17 protein-coding genes are annotated in these 18,016 nt (G+C 38.6%); 3 read left to right on the top strand and 14 right to left on the bottom strand.

Translation table 11 applies throughout. The annotated features are described in order from the left end of the window. The first annotated feature begins 202 nt into the window (after positions 1 to 202). Positions 203 to 772 carry an RNA polymerase sigma factor gene (locus tag JZO76_RS05620; RefSeq protein ID WP_206903208.1) on the top strand — a complete coding sequence of 190 codons (570 nt, stop codon included), beginning with the start codon at positions 203 to 205 and terminating at the stop codon, positions 770 to 772. Then, positions 769 to 2,133, top strand: coding sequence for a hypothetical protein (locus JZO76_RS05615; protein ID WP_206903207.1), 1,365 nt, complete (start codon positions 769 to 771; stop codon positions 2,131 to 2,133). Before JZO76_RS05620 ends, JZO76_RS05615 begins: the two co-directional genes overlap by 4 nt. 640 nt (positions 2,134 to 2,773) lie before the next feature. Here the strand turns inward: JZO76_RS05615 and JZO76_RS05610 are convergent. The 14 genes from JZO76_RS05610 to JZO76_RS05545 all read right to left on the bottom strand — a co-directional run bounded on the left by JZO76_RS05610 (position 2,774) and on the right by JZO76_RS05545 (position 17,079). Further along, on the bottom strand, positions 2,774 to 3,526 hold the full coding sequence (locus tag JZO76_RS05610; protein WP_206903206.1) for a TIGR03915 family putative DNA repair protein: 753 nt from the start codon (positions 3,524 to 3,526) through the stop codon (positions 2,774 to 2,776). Positions 3,527 to 3,567: 41 nt separating this feature from the next. After that, positions 3,568 to 4,887: a putative DNA modification/repair radical SAM protein gene (locus JZO76_RS05605; protein ID WP_206903205.1), complete on the bottom strand. Its 1,320-nt coding sequence runs from the start codon at positions 4,885 to 4,887 to the stop codon at positions 3,568 to 3,570. A gap of 96 nt (positions 4,888 to 4,983) precedes the next feature. Next, complete coding sequence (locus tag JZO76_RS05600) at positions 4,984 to 5,511, bottom strand: GNAT family N-acetyltransferase (protein WP_206903204.1); 528 nt, start codon at positions 5,509 to 5,511, stop codon at positions 4,984 to 4,986. Between the two features lie 241 nt (positions 5,512 to 5,752). Further along, positions 5,753 to 7,228 (bottom strand): helix-turn-helix domain-containing protein, encoded by a 1,476-nt coding sequence (locus JZO76_RS05595; protein WP_242595815.1) that lies wholly within the window; start codon positions 7,226 to 7,228, stop codon positions 5,753 to 5,755. Then, positions 7,212 to 7,799, bottom strand: coding sequence for a hypothetical protein (locus JZO76_RS05590; protein ID WP_206903203.1), 588 nt, complete (start codon positions 7,797 to 7,799; stop codon positions 7,212 to 7,214). The genes JZO76_RS05595 and JZO76_RS05590 overlap by 17 nt, the downstream gene beginning before the upstream one ends. Before the next feature lie 21 nt (positions 7,800 to 7,820). Then, positions 7,821 to 8,585 (bottom strand): class A sortase, encoded by a 765-nt coding sequence (locus JZO76_RS05585; protein WP_242595800.1) that lies wholly within the window; start codon positions 8,583 to 8,585, stop codon positions 7,821 to 7,823. Beyond that, positions 8,563 to 9,660, bottom strand: coding sequence for a DUF916 and DUF3324 domain-containing protein (locus tag JZO76_RS05580; protein ID WP_206903201.1), 1,098 nt, complete (start codon positions 9,658 to 9,660; stop codon positions 8,563 to 8,565). Before JZO76_RS05580 ends, JZO76_RS05585 begins: the two co-directional genes overlap by 23 nt. A 178-nt stretch (positions 9,661 to 9,838) precedes the next feature. Beyond that, on the bottom strand, positions 9,839 to 10,540 hold the full coding sequence (locus tag JZO76_RS05575; RefSeq protein WP_206903200.1) for a WxL domain-containing protein: 702 nt from the start codon (positions 10,538 to 10,540) through the stop codon (positions 9,839 to 9,841). A 19-nt stretch (positions 10,541 to 10,559) separates the two neighbouring features. Next, positions 10,560 to 11,339, bottom strand: a complete 780-nt coding sequence (locus JZO76_RS05570; protein ID WP_206903199.1) for a WxL domain-containing protein — start codon at positions 11,337 to 11,339, stop codon at positions 10,560 to 10,562. A 62-nt stretch (positions 11,340 to 11,401) separates the two neighbouring features. Beyond that, the gene (locus tag JZO76_RS05565) at positions 11,402 to 12,070 is read right to left on the bottom strand and encodes a WxL domain-containing protein (RefSeq protein WP_206903198.1); all 669 of its coding nucleotides are present in this window, start codon (positions 12,068 to 12,070) and stop codon (positions 11,402 to 11,404) included. A 28-nt stretch (positions 12,071 to 12,098) separates the two neighbouring features. Continuing rightward, a complete protein-coding gene (locus JZO76_RS05560) occupies positions 12,099 to 12,449 on the bottom strand; it encodes an LPXTG cell wall anchor domain-containing protein (protein WP_206903197.1) in 351 nt (116 codons plus the stop codon). A gap of 8 nt (positions 12,450 to 12,457) precedes the next feature. After that, complete coding sequence (locus JZO76_RS05555) at positions 12,458 to 15,118, bottom strand: pectate lyase-like adhesive domain-containing protein (RefSeq protein WP_206903196.1); 2,661 nt, start codon at positions 15,116 to 15,118, stop codon at positions 12,458 to 12,460. Between the two features lie 596 nt (positions 15,119 to 15,714). Then, a complete protein-coding gene (locus JZO76_RS05550; protein ID WP_206903195.1) occupies positions 15,715 to 16,182 on the bottom strand; it encodes a Dps family protein in 468 nt (155 codons plus the stop codon). Between the two features lie 189 nt (positions 16,183 to 16,371). Next, complete coding sequence (locus JZO76_RS05545) at positions 16,372 to 17,079, bottom strand: DUF5105 domain-containing protein (RefSeq protein WP_206903194.1); 708 nt, start codon at positions 17,077 to 17,079, stop codon at positions 16,372 to 16,374. 139 nt (positions 17,080 to 17,218) lie between these two features. Between JZO76_RS05545 and JZO76_RS05540 the strand changes: the two genes are divergently transcribed. Further along, a complete protein-coding gene (locus JZO76_RS05540) occupies positions 17,219 to 17,935 on the top strand; it encodes a prepilin peptidase (RefSeq protein ID WP_206903193.1) in 717 nt (238 codons plus the stop codon). Positions 17,936 to 18,016: the final 81 nt, after the last annotated feature.

Below are 18,016 nucleotides of genomic sequence, written 5' to 3'. Positions count from 1 at the left end.
GTAATACGACAAAATTTTGATAATTTGTTTTTCAAATTTAAACGTAAAGCACCAGCAAATTTTTCAAAACAAAAAACTACATATTTTTAAAAAAAGTGAGGAATTTAATCTTTTGGGTTTGTAGTATAAGTGAAGTCAGGAAATACCAAAAGCAAACAAAATAGTTTTAATTTGCAACGTATCTTAACGAGGTGGTGAAGTAATGGAAGAAATTGAAAACACCCTCTTTTATCGCAGGGTGAAAAAACGCGATGAAGCGGCCTTTAACACATTAATTACCGCCTACAGTAAATTATTATGGGCAGTGGCTAGTCGCAGCGGCGCGGCAAACGGTATGGATTTAGAAGAAGTAGTCAGCGATGTCTTCTTACGCTTGTGGGAACAGCCGGAAAAATTTGATGAAAAAAAAGGGAGTCTAAAAACTTATTTATGCATCATGACTGAAAGTATGACAAAAAACAAATTACAACAAGCACGCCGGCGTCAACACGAAACACTAGCGAACATTGAGGAAAACACAGATGAGTTAGTTAGCAGTGAGTTGGAAGAAAAAGCGGCTTGGCAGGAAATTTACAGTCTTATTATGACTTTTGATGAGCCAACGCGCCAAATTTTACTTTGGCGAATTTTCTACGAACTAACGCCCCACGAAATCGCCAAGAAGTCCGGACTGCCGGCAAAAGAAGTCGACAACCGGTTGTATCGGGGACGAAAAAAATTACGCAGTTTGGTAGAACGCAATTCCTTTTTCAGAGAGGTGGAAAATACATGAAAAAACATCCTTTAGAATACTTAGACGATACCCAGTTAGACGAATTGTTACATTATAACGAACAGCCCTTTGATAAAAAAAATAAAAATAACATCCACCAAAAATTTGCTACAAAAAAAGCTTTGGTTAAAAAAAGAAACCAGCGACGCCGACGCTGGCTAATCAGCGGTGCCACAGCTGCTTTAGCTTTAATATTAGTCGGCTTTACTTTCCGAGATGATTTATCGGTGGCTTACAAAAAACGCTTTGGCAATCAAACAGAACTCCTTTTATTAAATTCTGATAAGTTAAGTCAAAACGTTACCGATCAAGGATTAGAACTAAAAGCCGTCGCTTCTTTTAAAGACGGAAGTAATCAATATCTTGTCAGTCAATTAACCGATTTAACCGGCGAACGCTTGGACGAAAGCACCATGATTGATCGTTGGCAAATGTTTGGCGGCGGGAATACCCAAATGACCCATTATGATGCCAGCACCAAAACGGCGACTTTAGTAACCAGTGCAATCGGCGCTGATGATACGCCAAATTCAGGTTTTCAATTAACGGCCTTTACCAGTGGAAAAAAAGACTTTGCGACAACCTATCAGCCAAATTGGCAAAACTTACTACAAGCCAAAAAGAGCTGGATTGATTTAACGAAACAACAAGCGCAAGGAGGCGGTCTAAATGAAGAAGTTGCCAAAAATTATGGTGTGTCTTGGAATGAACTGGTGAAAACTGGCCTTAAACCTTCACAAGTAAACGAAAAATTAGATAACCAGTTTACAATTTCAAATATTGCCTACAAAGACGATTTACTCCATCTGCAATTAAAAATACCCAATACACCCAAAATGGCGGCAGTTTTCCCGCAGTTAGTAATAAATGATAAAAAAATTGATTCTTTCGCTGATTTTAGCGTCGATTATGGCACCCATAACAACAAAACTGGTCGCGCAGATTATCAAGAGTACATTTTCCCAGTTAAAAAAGCCGATTTAACTCAGGCAAAACTTGTTTTAACAGGTTGGCGGTGGGAAACTTACCAAGAGGGAGATTGGGCCATTCAACTGAAAAAAGCCAAAGAACTTCCGTTAACCAAAATCTCCTCTCAAACGCTCACAACGCAACAAGGAGAGTTGAAATTAGATAACATCCAGCTTTCACCTATCGCCCTTGATTTTAACTACACCGGCAATTTAAGCGGTACGACGATTACATTAAACTATGAAGATGGCACAAAATTTGCAACCACCGTTGAACATGCCGATCAGCTCAATCACAAAAAAGCCGAAAATTTTCGTTACGAATTTGGTCTAAAAGATAACAAAGAAATCAAAAGCATCACCTTTAACCAGCAAAAATTAAAAATAAAATAAGAAAAGCGGAGCAAACTGTCCTCAGCTCTCAAAAAATAAGCACGGGATTTCAGAAAATTGTTTTTCTAATTTTTAGAAATTTCGTCTTATTTCTTGGAGAGCTAGTTTGTGAAGCTAGACAATAAGAAAAGCTGAACAAACTACAATCAGCTCTCAAAAAATAAGCGCGGGATTTCTTAAAATTGTTCCTCAAATTTTTAGAAATTTCGTCTTATTTCTTGGAGAGCTAGTTTGTGAAGCTAGACAATAAGAAAAGCGGAACAAACTTGGTCAACTCGCTAGTTATAAGGCAGAAGCTTGATAAATTTTTTCTAATTTCTCAAGTTTTTGCCTTATGGTCGCTCTAATTCTTGAAAACTTCATTTTTTCCCTTAAAATAGAAAAACAAAAAAAGCAGCGCACCACTTCCATGTCGCTTAAGTGAAAGGCCCCAAATTTATTTGGATCTTCAACTTAAAAGATGGGTCGCCTGCTTTTTTGCTTTTTAGCTTTTTCAGGAGGTTTTTCTACTAGTTTTACTTGGTTTTTACAACGTTTCTTGACTGTTTTTTCCTCTTTGCTTTTCAGCAAGTTTTCCACTAGGCCCTACTGGGGTCTGACTGCTTTTTTCGTAATTTTTCCACTGAGCTCTCAAAAAAATTTATTGAAATTCTGTCATTTCAGAGCGGAAACGCAATGGTAAGTGATTGCGTTGGGCGCTAGGGTTAATGCGCTCTTTAATCGTCACAGCGGCTAAAAAGGCGCGCCACTGCTCCCCTACGATATCATTGCCTTGTAAAAATTTATCTTTGGGCAGCGTGATATTTTCTAATAAACGATAGCTGCCATTTTCCAGACAGGCTAATAATTGATGGGTTTCATCGTAAATCATGACCTTTTCATTGGCGTAACGCTTTGCAAAGTGTGGGCAAATATACGGCAGACAGTAGTGTTTTGGCGTAATTTTAGCAAACAAAACGTCCTCCACATATTCAAATCGAACAAAACCTTTGTACTGGTGGGCCTCACCATACAAAGCACGGACTGCTGTATCTAGTGCTAAAATTTCAGGTTTACCAATAAAGTTCTGCAAATTATCTTTGGTATCAAGGCCAATATGTAAGGCGTGAAGCAAGTAGGTCTCCTTGTTTTCCAAACTCGTATTAAAGCCGTCGTGAAGAAATACATAGTTATTTGGCGTTAGAACTTCTTGCAGGCGACGGGCAATCTTTTCGGCTTTTTTTTCATCAGTTTTAATCCACTCCGGCGGAAATAAATTATTTTCCGTTGTAGTCGGATTTAACACGACAGCCGGAAATTGATGGCGGCGAAATGATAGGTCAATGACGGTATAAAAACCCGCCAATGTCCCATCGTATTCCAAAATGTCGATCGTTTCTTTCATCCACACCATCACAAATCCCTTCTTTCTGATGCTTTAAATTGTATATTGTCTTATTGCAACGCAAATTGGTGCTGCTGGCCTTTTTGCCGCTCAAAACGTTCGACATCAAACAAGCTCATCTGCTCACCAAAACTTTGGGTATTAAGAGCCTGCAGCTGTTTAAATTGGCGTTTTGAAATCAAGGCTTCAATAATCCACTGGGGATCTTGCACTAAGCCGGGAAATTTTTCGTGGTTGCAGCTGACAAAGTATTGGGCACGTTTTACAACCACGCCTAACTTTTTTAAATCACTCAAATGAAGCCGATAATATTTGCGGGCGCGTAATATATTGCGGGCGCTCTTTGGCCCTACGCCAGGAATGCGCAAAAGCGTATTTAGATCTGCGGTTTGCACATCAACAGGAAAACGATCCAAATTTTGAATTGCCCAGTTGGCCTTGGGATCGAGATATAAATTGAAATTGGGTTGTTCTTTTTTCAAAATTTCATCGGGGGTAAAATTGTAAAACCGCATGAGCCAGTCGGCTTGATACAGACGATGCTCCCGCAACAAAGGCGGCTTTTGCGTTACAGCGGGCAGGAGTGAATCATCATTCATCGCAATATAAGCAGAATAATAAACGCGTTTTAGCTGATACTTTTGATACAAATTGCCGGAAATTTTTACTATTGCACGATCTGTTTCCGGGCTCGCCCCGATAATCATCTGGGTAGATTGTCCTGCTGGCACAAAAGGCGTCTTGTGACGGTAAAGTGCGGGCAGTAAATTTTGCTCTTCTTTTTTTAGGGCAATTTGTTTCATCGGCTTATATAATTCATAAGGATCTTTATCCGGTGCCAAAAGCTGCAGGCTATCTTTTGAAGGCAGCTCTACATTTACACTCATACGATCAGCCAGATATCCCAAGCGCTCGATCAAAAGGCTATCCGCCCCAGGAATCGCTTTGACGTGAATATAACCGCGAAAGCCTTTTTCAAAGCGTAAAATTTCCAGTGTTTTAATCATCAACTCACAGGTATAATCCGGTGATTTTACAATCGCCGAGCTTAGAAACAGGCCTTCAATATAATTTCGCAGATAAAAATCAAGCACTAAATTCGCCAATTCCGCTGGTTTAAACGTAGCTCGCGGGCGCTGATTGGAACGACGATTGACACAATAATGGCAGTCGAAAATACAAGCATTGCTAAACAACACTTTCAACAACGACACGCAGCGTCCATCTGCGGTAAAGGAATGACAAATTCCAGCAGCTTCAGTACTGCCGATTGTCCCACTGCGACTCGTATCACTCACACCACTGCTGGAGCAAGAGACATCATATTTGGCTGCATCCGCTAAAATACCGATTTTTTTCGTTAAATCCATTTTGGGCACCACCTTTTCTGACAAGACAAACCGAACGTATGTTTGTATTTTAACAAGAAAAAAGACGCCTGTCAAAAGACGTCTGCTGTAAATTTTTTAGAGTAGCAATTCGTACAAATCACACGTATCTGTGCCCCGGTCATCAAAAGAACGCAATTCTTTACGCTCCCGCCATAAGTAACCGCATTTTTCATAGAGACTTTTTGCCGGTAAATTATCCGCAAAGACATCGAGGCGAATGGCCTGACAGCCTTTTTTTAGCGCAACTTCTTTAGCACACGCTAACAAACTACGCCCAATATTTTGACCTTTAAAATCAGCATCTGCCAATAGCGTATGAATGACTAAAAACTCTTCATCCAAAAGGTGTTGATTTTCCCAAGCAATTTCGGAATATTCTACTTCATGCTCATGATTTAAAATAACACTACCAACAATTTGACCGTCAATTTCTGCGACATAAAGTTCTTTTTTAGACAAGGCGGCTGTCATATCACTTACCAGTGGGTAGATTTTTGGTACCCAACTTACGATTGGATAATTGATTTGTGCCATTCCTTTGTTAAAAAAAGCTATGACCGCCTCTTTTTCAGCCTCGTTTGCCAAACGCGTTTTTACTGCCATCTGCTCACCTTCTTAGCCAAATTTCTAAGTATTTTCTTAACTCAACTATACCATTGTCGAAGCTAAAATGCAGAAATGTTTTGCCATAACTGCAGCTTTTGAGCTTAATTTCTACCATTTTACGTCTCTTAACAGTGATAATCTTAGGAAATCAATCAATTTTGGAGTAAAAATTAGCGGCCTCTTTACTGCTGAAAAGCACAAATAATAGTAGCAAACTTCCCCAAAAAATTTGCTACTATTATTTGTAAGTACCACCAGTCCCTGTGGCAGTTAAATTCTCCCCATTGTATTTGGCCTCTCTTTTTTGAATTACCTTTTGAGCCAAGTTGGCCCAATCCAAAGGTCGTGGCGGTGCTAACCAGACAACACAATCTTTTTGGTAATCCTGCCCTAACTCCCGTGAGTCTGTCAGTAGAATATCCGCATCCTTGATTGTCGGAACAACATTTGCGCCGATCTGTTTAAAAAAATCGAGGTTTTTTACGATAAATTGGTTGTACAAATTGCCATATGAAAAATCGACATACACATTGATCGTTTCCAAAATCAATTTTTTAGGAAACGAATCCAAAATTAAAAAGAGATACTGCAGTAAAAGCTGTTTTTTCTTGCGATACAAATCAGGTGCTGTTTGCTTAAGATTGCTGATATACCGCCTGCAAAATGCTAATACGCGCGGAAAATTTTGCTGAAAATAAATAATATTTATTTCCGGCTGAATACTTTCAAATGCCGTGCTTGTCTCTAACAATTGAAAATGTAAATAACGGCTACGGGTCAAAAATCCGGCCAAACTTTCCGTTTCCTTGATCAATTTTGGGAAAGTTTGAATTAATTGCGCAAGTAAGTTTTGACTCCATTGATTGATCTGTGGACTTTCTGCAAGTGCAAATGTTAGTCCGATCTCTTTGGAACGCGCTCCGTAATAACAGTAAAACGCCGCCGCTTCAGCCTCCCGGCATTGCGAAGGAACCCGATAAAAAAAGGCTGTTTGCATTTCTTTTTCCAAATTTTCCGGCAACAGAAAACTTAAGTCTTGCCACTCTACATACTTTTTTTGCTGAATACGTAAATTGGTTACGTGTAAGTAATGCATCAACTTCATTTTTTGATGCATCGTCATTTTGATTAAATCCAGCGCTTCTAATTTCGTTTGAATCATATTTTGGTCGGCCACAGGATAAATATCTTGATCATTTTTAAAAATCCGGGCAAATAACTCGGTTAAAAATAAGCGCACGTTCTTTTCACTTTTACCGGTTAAACGAAACTTTTTATCAATCGTGATGTCGAAATTTTTTAAATACGTATTCAAATTTTTATAATTGCTATGGGCAATTGGGTAACTGATCAACTTTTTTTCGGAAAGATCATTCAAGGATTTGAACTGCCCTAAAGCAGCCCCTGCTAAAATTTGAAAACTCGTTGATTCTGCCACGTATTTTTCTAACAACGTTTCAGAACTTGCACTTCCGGTAATTTCCAGTTGCAAAAAAGGTTCCTCGACAAAAAGATTTATTTCTGGTGCCAGCTGATAGTGTTCCAAATCTAAAATCAGCTGATCAATCAGGCTTTTTAATACATAGTTGGAAATTCCTAATTCTTCCATTAATTCTTTTTTTGTTAAAGCAAAATACGGGCTACGTTCTACTTTTTTCAAGAGCTGATATTTACGCCACTCTTCTTTTGCTAAAAAATTAGCCAGCAAAGTCATCACTCACTCTCGCTTCTAATTTCCCATTTCCTTGACCGTACAATACCAACCCCGATAATACATAGGCACTTTGCGCAATTTCTGTCCATTCATCGGCATCATCTCCTCCAGTTGCATTTCCTTCTGGCAATAACGCTGCGATTTCCATGGGGGCAAAAAATTCGTCATTAAGCATTAAAACTTGATTTTTTCTCCGTCCTTGTAAAGGTGATAAGTAGTAAGGCTCATTTGGAAAGACAGCTGTTTTTTTACTTTTTGTCTGTTGTTTCTCTAATAAATAAGCGTCTTTTGGCACTACGTCTTGCATCACTTTTTTTGCCTCTATTATTTTTTTATCAGATTTTGGCGAGACAACGATAGGTGACCTGTCTGCCTCTTTTTCCAATGCTAATTTTCCATCTGTCTTGTGGGTGTTATTGGTTTCAATTTTTTGTTCTTCATTTGCGATTGGTGTAATCGCATTATGCGGATCTAATGGATCATAAATAACCGTATTGGCTAAGGCGTGTTCTGAAAACAAGAAAATTGAAGCCCCTACTGCTAAAAAGACCGAACGCGTCATTTTTCTCATTACATCACCCCTTTTCTAAAATTATGAACTGATTTTTTTAATGATGATAATTCCCAGTACCAAGCAAAGTAAAAACGATACGATAACGCCGATGCCATACCAGCGATTTTGTTGCTGATTTTTTCGCGTAATCGTTTTTGCCTGTTTTACCATTTGTGCCTTTATTTGCGACTGGGTATTATTTTGAACCAGCTTGCCGTACACCACATAGCGCCATTGCGTTTGCGTTGGTTTATCGCAGGTGATTAGTGTAATCTCTGTTTGGTTGTGATCATCCAGAACTTGCAGTTCACTTTGATGCACGAGTTTTGTTTCCTTTACTTTGTAATGATAAAAATTATTTTCGTAGCGTAAATAAATGCTATCGCCTAATTTCACCTGGAGTAATTTGCCAAACAGCAAGTTCTCACGCCCAAGATGATGACCAATCAAGACAAAATTATGATCTTGTGGCGAGCGCTCTGGAAAAAGCGAACCTGCGCCTACTAATAGTTCTTGGTTGGTCACACTGTTAAAAACAGGCACGCTGATTCCTACTGCCGGTAATGTTATCCCGCCGCTTTCTTTGAAGACGGCCGTTTTCTTAAATGCTAAAACATCAGCTAAATCTGGTGGCTGCACAGCTTCTAAAACCACACTTTCTTCACTTGTATGCAAAGGACTTGTTTTAAGTGTGACATTATCGGTTTGATAAATTAACAATGCCTGCTTTAAAAAAGGTAAAAAAAGCAGGGTCACTGCTAGGACATACAATAAAATCAGACTAATTTGAACTTTTTGCTTCATCATCTGCTTTATTTTTCTTTCTGCGCCAAATAATAAAGAACAAAATTAACAAGAGCAGCAATAAAATACCGATTAAAATATATACCCAGGTATAGTCTTTTTTGATGGTGACATCTGAGTCGTTTAATTTTTTGGCTACTTCAGCTTTAATTTCAAAGTCTTTTGACAATGACCAATGGTAGTGATAATTGGTTTCTTTATGACCATCTCCAATAAATTTAAACTGTCCTTTTTCATCTTGCTGCCCATAGGCTTCGATTTTCATGGTATACTTACCGGCTTTTAAAGCTTCACCATTTAATGCTACCGCTAAATCAAAATTGGAATTTGGTGCCATTTGCATGCCTTTTTTTTCTGACGTATAAAGTGCTGTATCACTGCCTTTTTTGCTAATCGTTGTTTTTGTCGCTAATTGATTTAAATAGGTAGGATTAGGATTTTGTAAATTCCCTTGAATGACATTTCGTGCATTGCGCTGATCTGCGGCGACCTTCGTTAGTTTCAAGTCCGGCGCGCCATTATCTGTAGTTTGGCGCATCAATAACGCCACAACATAGGAATACTCATTTTTAATTGCCAAGCCTTTATCTTCTTGCTTGGCAGTGGAATTATCTGTCTTTGCGGCTTTTTCTTTAAACGTGATGCCCCCGGCAATTACACCAGAAAATTTCTCATTGGGCATCTGTATTTTAATTTTATATTCCGCTGCAGAATGAGGCGCCAAGCTAATCTCACTTGGTGCTTTTACAAAGTCTTTAATATTATATTGCAGCGTCTCATCTGCTTTGATCTCATTTTGGCTGTATTCAACAACCCCATTGCCATTAGTAGTAGCACTATTGATTTGAGCTTCTACGACTACTTTTTGATCCGTGTCATTGCGTAATGCAACGGACAATTCATCTGCTTGGTTTGGTGCCAACAATAAATCAAAATACGTCTTTGTCTTATCAATTTGATTAGCAGAAGTCTTTGGTGTCACAGCAAAGTTAAACTCCGAGGCAAAACTCGGCTGTGGTAATAACAAACAGCAAAAAACGGCTGCTAGCAACATGATTATTTTTTTTACCTTCATTTCTATAATCCTTTCAATGAAAAAATAGTTAGTAATTAAAACAGATTACCCGAACAATTGAGACATTTCTCTATGCTAAAAATCACGTCATAAACAGCGTTTTTAGCACGTTTATCTACTATTGTCCGGGTATTTTGTCTTATTTTAATTTTTTATTCTATTTCCCATGTCTTAAAACTTAATTTCCTGGTGCGTCAGTTAACACCCAAGTAAAGGTGGTTGTATATTTTTTAGCGTATTTCGTTGTTGCCCCCGGTACGCTTAATTCAATACTTTCTGCTGCTGTGGTAGCATCTGTACCCCAATCTAGTAAGTAGGTCCCGGCACCTTGCCCTGCTGTTGCAGACATTACATCTTGCAAAGCACCACTTGGATCAGCAATAATAGTCGCTTGACCAGTAGGCGCTGCTGAATCAGAAGCCGTTACGACATGGCCGTTTTTAAAAACAATTTCAGCCCCAGTTAATTCTTCATTATCAGCTGTTTTAAATTGATTATTTTGTTTCATTTGTAACGTCCAGCCAGCTTCTGTCCCCCGGTTGTCTGTTACTTGCACAAAGTTAGGTCCTGTTTTTTCTACGGCATCTTTGTCCACATATTTTTGTGCTTTTGCTTTGTAGACTTCGTTTTTAGACGTAATTTTTTGCGAGCCAAAATCTAAACTTGAAGCATAATCGATCGATAATGGGCCAGCAGTTCCTGGATTTGGGCCAGCTGGATCTGTTGGATCAACGGGATTGGTAGGATCTGTGTTTGGTGTAAACGTAATAATCCCATTTGAATCATAATTGGCGCCATCGGCTGCTAAAGCTGTCGTACCACTTAGAGCCACGCCTGCTAAAATACTTGTTGTTAGAAATAAATAACCAATTTTTTTCATTGTAATTGCTCCTTTTTTATTAATTTCCTGGTACGTCAGACAAACTCCATGTTAATGTCGTGCTGTATTTTACCGCATCTTTTGGGGTGCTACCTGGCACAGATAACGTAATAGCTTTGGTTACTTGCGCATCTACTTGTGTCCCATCTTTGTCTGTTTCTTTAACAGTCTCAACACTACCCCAACGATCAACATAAGTTCCGGCACCTTCACCTGCTTTAGCCGACATAACCAAACTTTCGCTGGCATCTGGATTTAATTCAATCACACTGGCTGCGGTTGGATGAACCGCAGTTGAATTACTCGCAACTGTCGGGCTCACTAATTTCACTACTGAACCAGTCAATGTATCATTTAACGCACTTGCAGCTTTGAATTGACCATTTTGTTTTACTTTTAAAGTCCAGCCGGCGTTATTCCCGCGATTATCTGAGATTTGCACATAATTCGGTGTTGCGGCTGTCCCATCTTTATATTGTTGTGCCCGTGCATAATACACTTGATCACTATTGGTAATTTTATTTATCCCAAAGTCTAAAGAAGAAGCGTAGTCAATGGATAATGGGCCATCGGTACCAGGTTTTGGACCGTCTGGATCTGTTGGATCGACTGGCTCAACCGGATTGGTAGGATCTGGATTGGTGGGATCAACTGGTTTGGTGGGATCTGGATTGGGAATAAATTCCACCACCCCGTTTGAATCATAAGCTACTGAAGCTGCGTGAGAAACCAACCCACCAGCCATAGAAAGTGATAAAGCTGCTAGAGCTGCCACTGTCATAAAGCGGATATTTTTCATGTCTATTACTCCTAACGTTTTGAGTTATTTTCCTTTTATTATTTCTCTTTAATTTTATAAATTTATGGCACGTCCTTTAAAGTCCAAGTTAGCGCCGTTTGATACTTTTTAGCGTACTTAACCGTTTTCCCTGGAACCTGCAATACAACCGATTTCCCACCAGATATTTCATCTGAACCAAAACGATAAAGCCAAGTCCCAACACCCTTTTCTGTATTTGCCGTAACAACAGGCACTTCACTATTAATAGGAAGTGTAAAGGAGGTTACTGCTGTCGGCGACAAGTCAGTGGCGAGGTTTGAAATCACTTCCCCTTGGCTAAAGGAAAGCTCTGCACCATTTAGAACTTGGCCTTCATCTGTCTGAAATTGCGCGACTTGTTTAACAGTCAATTTCCAACCAGCCCCCGTGCCACGAATATCTGTTACTTGCACATAATTGGGCCCTTTTTTTGCTACTCCGTCAAAATCAACATATTTTTGCGGTTGTGCATAATATATTTCATTTTTGGTAGAAATTGCCTGTTCCCCAAACTGAAATCCCGACGCAAAATCTAATGAAAGACTGCCACCTGTCCCAGCGACCGGCCCGCTTGGATCAGTCGGATCGATTGGTGTTACTGGTTTTGCAGGGTCTGGTAAAAGTGGATCTAGTGGTTTAACGGTCACATCATTACTACTTTGGTAATTCATATGGGTACCTGTATCGGCTGCCAATACTTCTCCTTGCATTAGCGTAAAAGAGAGCAAACAAAGGAAACTAAATATTTGAATGTTTTTCAGTGTCCTCGACCTCCTTTAGCTTGAAAAAAATTAGTACTAACAGTACTAACCCAAGAATGGAAGCAAAGTGGTAAGAAGTATCACCTGTCAATGGAATAATCACTTCCTGGCCCTTATAAGTAGGTATTGTGCTGGCATAATTGGTCGTTTGGCCACCAGGTGTCAAATTTACTTCCTTCTTCTTGTTAGTATCTTCTTTTTTATATTCATATTTGCCATAAAAAGAAGTAACGCTATTACTATCATAGTTAGCCTCTGCCGCAAAAACCGGTACCGCAGTGAATAGTAGCAATATCGCTAGTACGCCGTTTATTAATACTCGTTTCATCTACTCACCTAACTTCCTGGGACATCTTCTAACTGCCATGATAGTTTTCCTGTATAGTCGCCGATACGTTGTTTTTCGACAGGAACAGTTAATTTGAAGCCTTGATTTCCTGTCCACGCTGCAGAGATATCTTTGGTGCCGTCTGTGGCAAATTCACCAGATTCCACTATTTGAGTCGCAGTTGTAATTTGTTTTTCCCCAAGTGAAGAAGTGTACGTTAAGTCATCTTCCAATGAAACTGCTCCATTTTTTAGCGTATCTGACTGTTTCAGTGTTAAACGCCATGGTTTTTTACCGTCGCTCCTTGAATCTGAAATGGTCAATTGACCACTAACCGTAGGATGGTAGGCTTGGCTTTGATTAGAAATTTGATTTGCACCAAACTCAAGTAAATCCGGTACCGTTGCTAAAGACAAATAGCCTACCAGCGTAACTTTTGTAGCCGCCTTGAAGGTTGCATCGCGATAATTCATATCATTTTTAGGATTGATATTCCCAATATTGTCGTTTGTACTTGGTCGTTGTGCCTCACTGAGTTGTGTAATTAATCCGCTTTGATCTTGCAAAAATATTTGGAGGACATCTCCTTTTACAAGGTTTAAAGTGGATAAATCTATTTCCCATTTTCCATCAGCTGAAACAACTTGTGCTGGAATTGTTTGTGGTTGATCATTTACTGTTAATGTTATAATGCTGTTAGGCTCCCCAGTTCCCGTTAATTTTGGTGTAATGCTTTGAATGTCGTTTGCATTATCCACCTTAGCGGGTTCTGGTGGTGTAGCATCAATAACTATCGTTGCAATCGCTGCTGGTGTAACCCAAGGCCCTCTTGTAGCGATACCCGTTATCTCTTTGCCAGCTATTTGATACTGTGTTGGATCACTCGTATCCGTATACGTAATATAACCATTATCGTCAGTAGCAAGATTAGCCCGAACATTTCCGTGGGTGTCTGTCAATGTAACTTGCGCTTGATTTTCTGAAGCATACACCGGAATATATTTGATTTCCCCATCAACTAAACCGTTATTATCTGGTACTTCCCCAATTACCACTCGCCCTTTAATCGTTTTATCTGCATCCGTTATCGGTGTCCATTCAATTTTAGGATTCTGATTCATCCCTGAAATCCGCCGATATTTCGCTTGCTTAAACTGCTGTAAGTTACTGTCAGACGTGTTCACCACTTCTTGTGTACCATTACCCGTTACAACTAGACTTGAGACTTTCGCGTAAGTTTCGCTAGATGGTCCTAAAACGGGTACCCCAACATTCCACAAGTCAATATCTGAATCTAAAATAGTAAAATTATTGTTCGCCACATTTGGATATGAAACACTCACCGCTGTTTGTGTATCATTCAAATTTCGTAAATCATATTGGGCAGGGCTGTTTAAAGTAAAACTATTTCCTGAACGGACAACACTTGCTGTTCCCGCGCCGTCAGCCGAAAGATTAATTAACGGCTGATTACTTGTGCCAATTACATAAAAATAACTACCGGGTTCTGCAGTTAAATAGGTATTGTTGTTACTAAACGCGACAATTGACCCCGCCACTTGTTTACTCGTCAAGTTGACGATCGCACCTTTTTTTATCGTCATGCCAGAACCCTCGTTGTCAAACCGAACCGCATTACCTGGCATATCCACGTTAAAGACGCTATTTTCCCCGACTGTGATTGCCTTATAATAAAGATAAACTGCTGGATATGTCCGGCCAGCTGTTTGCACCTGACCAACATCTACGCGACAATTCTTGCCGATAGTAAATTCTTGAGACGCACCTGTTGCTCCTGCAACCGGCGGCACGTTATACCAAAAGACGGAATAATCATAAACAGTAACAGTGCCTACATATTGCGTACCATCTTCCATAATCATACTGCCCAAATAAAAGTTTTCTGCTCGCGTACTGATGTTCATCTTGCCATAAACACGCACTTCTGAATAAGGAGCTCGAGCTAAACGTTGTACCCCGGGTTCTGTGGTGATATTCCCAAATCTATATCGCCAATTTGCACCATATACAAGACGATTGCCGACAATGTCTTCTGAGTTAGCTGTGGCGTAGGTTTGATTCAATGTAATATCGTGCATGTGAAAGTTCCCGATTGCATTTTGCGGTGTAGTCAGATAAATAGAAGAGTCTCTAAAATCAACACGATTGCCTTTACCGTCGATTTCTAAATCATTTTTTCTTGGATAGGAGGAAAGCGTCGTATCCGAAAAATTCGGATTCGAAAAACTTGCTGTTAAAGTAATTTTAGTAATTGTTTCATTACGAATTGCACTAACAAAATCCGCCCAATTGCTTACTTCTGCTTCGTTTGCTGCCAGTCTTGCAGACGCATTTGTTCTTTTTTCAACCTGCTCGCTGCTACTTGTCGTCTTCTCCTGTACCTTATTTTCGGTTTGCGTAGTGACTTCTGTTGGCTCTTTTTCACCGGCTGCTGTTTCTTTGGTCTCCTCTGTGGAGATTGCTTTTTCTGCAGAGTCGATAATCTCATTTTGGCTAGTCGAAAATTCATGGTTCCCTTCATCGCTCGTGGCTGTAGTGACCTTTGTTTCATCTGTTGAAGTTGCTTGAACTGCCTGTACTTGCGGAGCAATCAAATTAGAAAGCAAAATAGTGAATAATAAAAAAATTTTCATTTTGCGCCGCACCATTTTCATTCACCTCCTTCACGGTCTAAATAATAGCACGATAATTCTTCTATTTTTATATTTTTTTTCGTTTAAAATGACAATTATCTTATAATAAATAAGAAAACAGTCGCAAAAAGCCCAAACCAAAATGAGTCTTTTTTAATCAAATCGCTCATGATAATAATCGTTATATTACATTATTAAATAATATATTTTGTCAAAATTTATTTAAAATACCTTTTTATAAAAACTAAATCAAAAACAAAAAATAACTATGAAATAAAAAGCAGATTCTAGTTTTAATTTTAAATTTTTGTCTATACCAAAATAATATTAATTTTTAGTAAAAAATATTATGAATTTATGATAGATGTTTCTTAAAAACGCTTTCCACAACTTTGATACATACATTTTCGTCCAGTGAAAAACGCAATTTAAGAAAAGTTCGTTTTCGATAAAAATCTGTGATATTCATTTTTCAGTGTTTACTAACACACTCATTTAAAACAAAATGAGACCTCACTTAAAAAGCTGCTTTTTGAGTAAGGGGCTTTTCTTTTAAACAAAAAAAGATCCAGCGACATACATCGCTGAATCTTTTAGATAGTATTTAAATATTAAGCATCAATTTCAGGCGCTTTGCCTAAGTGTGCTTGAATCATCCAAATGCGTTTTTCTGTTGCTGTTTTGAATTCGATGAAGATGTCTTGCGTTGGATCGTCGCCTTCTTCACCAGATACTTCAATCCCTTTTTGGTATAAGTCAGCCAAATAGCGGTAACCTTCAACCAAAGTAGCTAAGCGTTCTTCCATTGAACGGTCCCAACGACCTACTTCATCAGGAATTTTAGTATTTTCAGCCATTTCCTTCAATGTAGAAAAAGGAGCGCCATCTAATGTGATTAAGCGTTCAGAAATTTCATCTAATTGGTCGTTCACATCATCCATGAAATCATCCATCATTGGGTGTAATGTCAAGAAACCAGGTCCTCGCATATACCAGTGAGTTTGGTGAATAACCATTGACATTTGACTTAAGTCTGCCACTAATTGGTTTAATACTTCTTTTGTTTTTGCAAATTTCATTTTTCATCCTCCTTCAAATTGTTTACATTAAAATGATAGTATGAAATCGGAAAAAAGTACAACAAAACACTCTTTGGCGTTATTTCAAATTTTGTCATACTTTTAAAAAATAAGTAAATTTGCGGAATCTTTACTGAAAATCCCCCGTTTTAAAAATGACCTCTTGTTTTTTAACAAGAGGTCATTGGATCATTTCAATTCTGCTTGTACTTCTTTTGCGACTTCTTCCATCGCTTTATTCCAATCACTTGTCAGTGTTTCTTGATCTTTAACACCCGCTACAAAGGCAAAGTATAAATTATTAATTTGGTCTCTTTGTCCTCTAACAATAGTCCACTTTCCTTTTTCAGGTTTCATTTCGATCATAATCGGAACAGCTGTTTCTTTGGCTTTAGCTGTTTTAATATTTTCTCTTAACAGTTGTAACGTTTCTTCAATAATCTTATTTTGATCGTTGGCTAGTTTATTATCTGCAATCATTTTTTGCGTAATCCCTTTTGAAGTTTCCTTCATGATGGCAGCAAAATCTAGACCCTTCACTTCATATGTCACATTGGAGATTTTACCTGCTTCTTTTACCTTTACGTCATAGGAGGTAACTTCTTTGATTTGATGATTTAATAATTCCGTTAATTCATTGGCTTCATCTTTGGAAACGGCATCACCGACACTGATTAACCCCGCTGTAAAATTATCTTTGAAATTGGCCTCATTTTCTTTAAAGCCTTTATTCAATTCTTCTCCATTCGCAAAGTTTTCTGTAAATTTTTTCGTATCTTCGTCATAGACGACGCGATCAACGAACAGCTCACCCGCCTCTTTGGCAGGAATAGCCTTATTACACCCCGCTAAAACAAATAATGCCACTAGCATAAGTGGTATCCAGATTTTTTTCATACGAACACTCCCAATCTTTTGATAAATAGCTGCTAATTTTAAAACATTAAAACAAAATTTTTGCTTTGATGAAATCATATATTTTTTCATAAATAAGTTACACATTTTTTGCGTAATTTATTTTGAAAGGAGAATGGTTATGACTTTTATTATTGGCTGTTGCTTTGGCTCTTTTGGTTATCTTCTCGCGACGCGTCTGCCTAAAAATAGTTCACTTTTTCCTCCCTCTCATTGCGAGGCGTGTAACACGCGTCTTAGCTGGTTGGAATTGATTCCACTGTTAAGCTTTCTCTTACAAAAAGGACGCTGTCGTCACTGTCAAACAAAAATCCCCTTGGATTACCTTATTGCAGAAATTACTTGCGGACTGCTCTTTACTTTATGCTTAAATTATTCGCCGGCAAACCCGATCATCACTTGTTTTTGGCTATATTCTGCTTGGCTTTTGAGTATTTCCGACTACTATTTCAAAATTTTAGAAACCAGTATCTTCTTGGTAACAAGTCTTGTGCTATGGCTTGGGCAGTCTTATTTAAAGATGCCTTTTCATTGGCAGACATTCCTTTATTGTCTCCTATTTGCCGCGCTTTTTAGTTATTACTACCGTGAGAAATTGGGGGTTGGTGACCTTTTATTATTGCTGGCGTGGAGCCCTTGGTTATCTTTCTGGCAATTTTCTATGCTGCTTTTTCTTAGCAGTAGTTTCGGACTTTTGTACTTTATCGTAGCAAAACTACTGCAAAAAAATAGTGACAGATTGCCCTTTATCCCTTTTTTAAGCTGTGGGCTTTTCCTCGTCCTACACTTTAACAAAACGATACATGCTCTCTTTATTTTAGCATGGGAGCTCCCTTGACGGCATCTTTTAACCTTGTGACTTTGAAAATTCCATAATTTAACTTCATTTTCAAAAAATTGATTATAAAAATCCTACACC

This window comes from Candidatus Enterococcus myersii (assembly GCF_017316025.1).
Lineage (GTDB): Bacteria > Bacillota > Bacilli > Lactobacillales > Enterococcaceae > Enterococcus_C > Enterococcus_C montenegrensis.
Note: the sequence above shows the minus strand (reverse complement) of the source record. Positions and strands in the feature narration are given on the sequence as shown.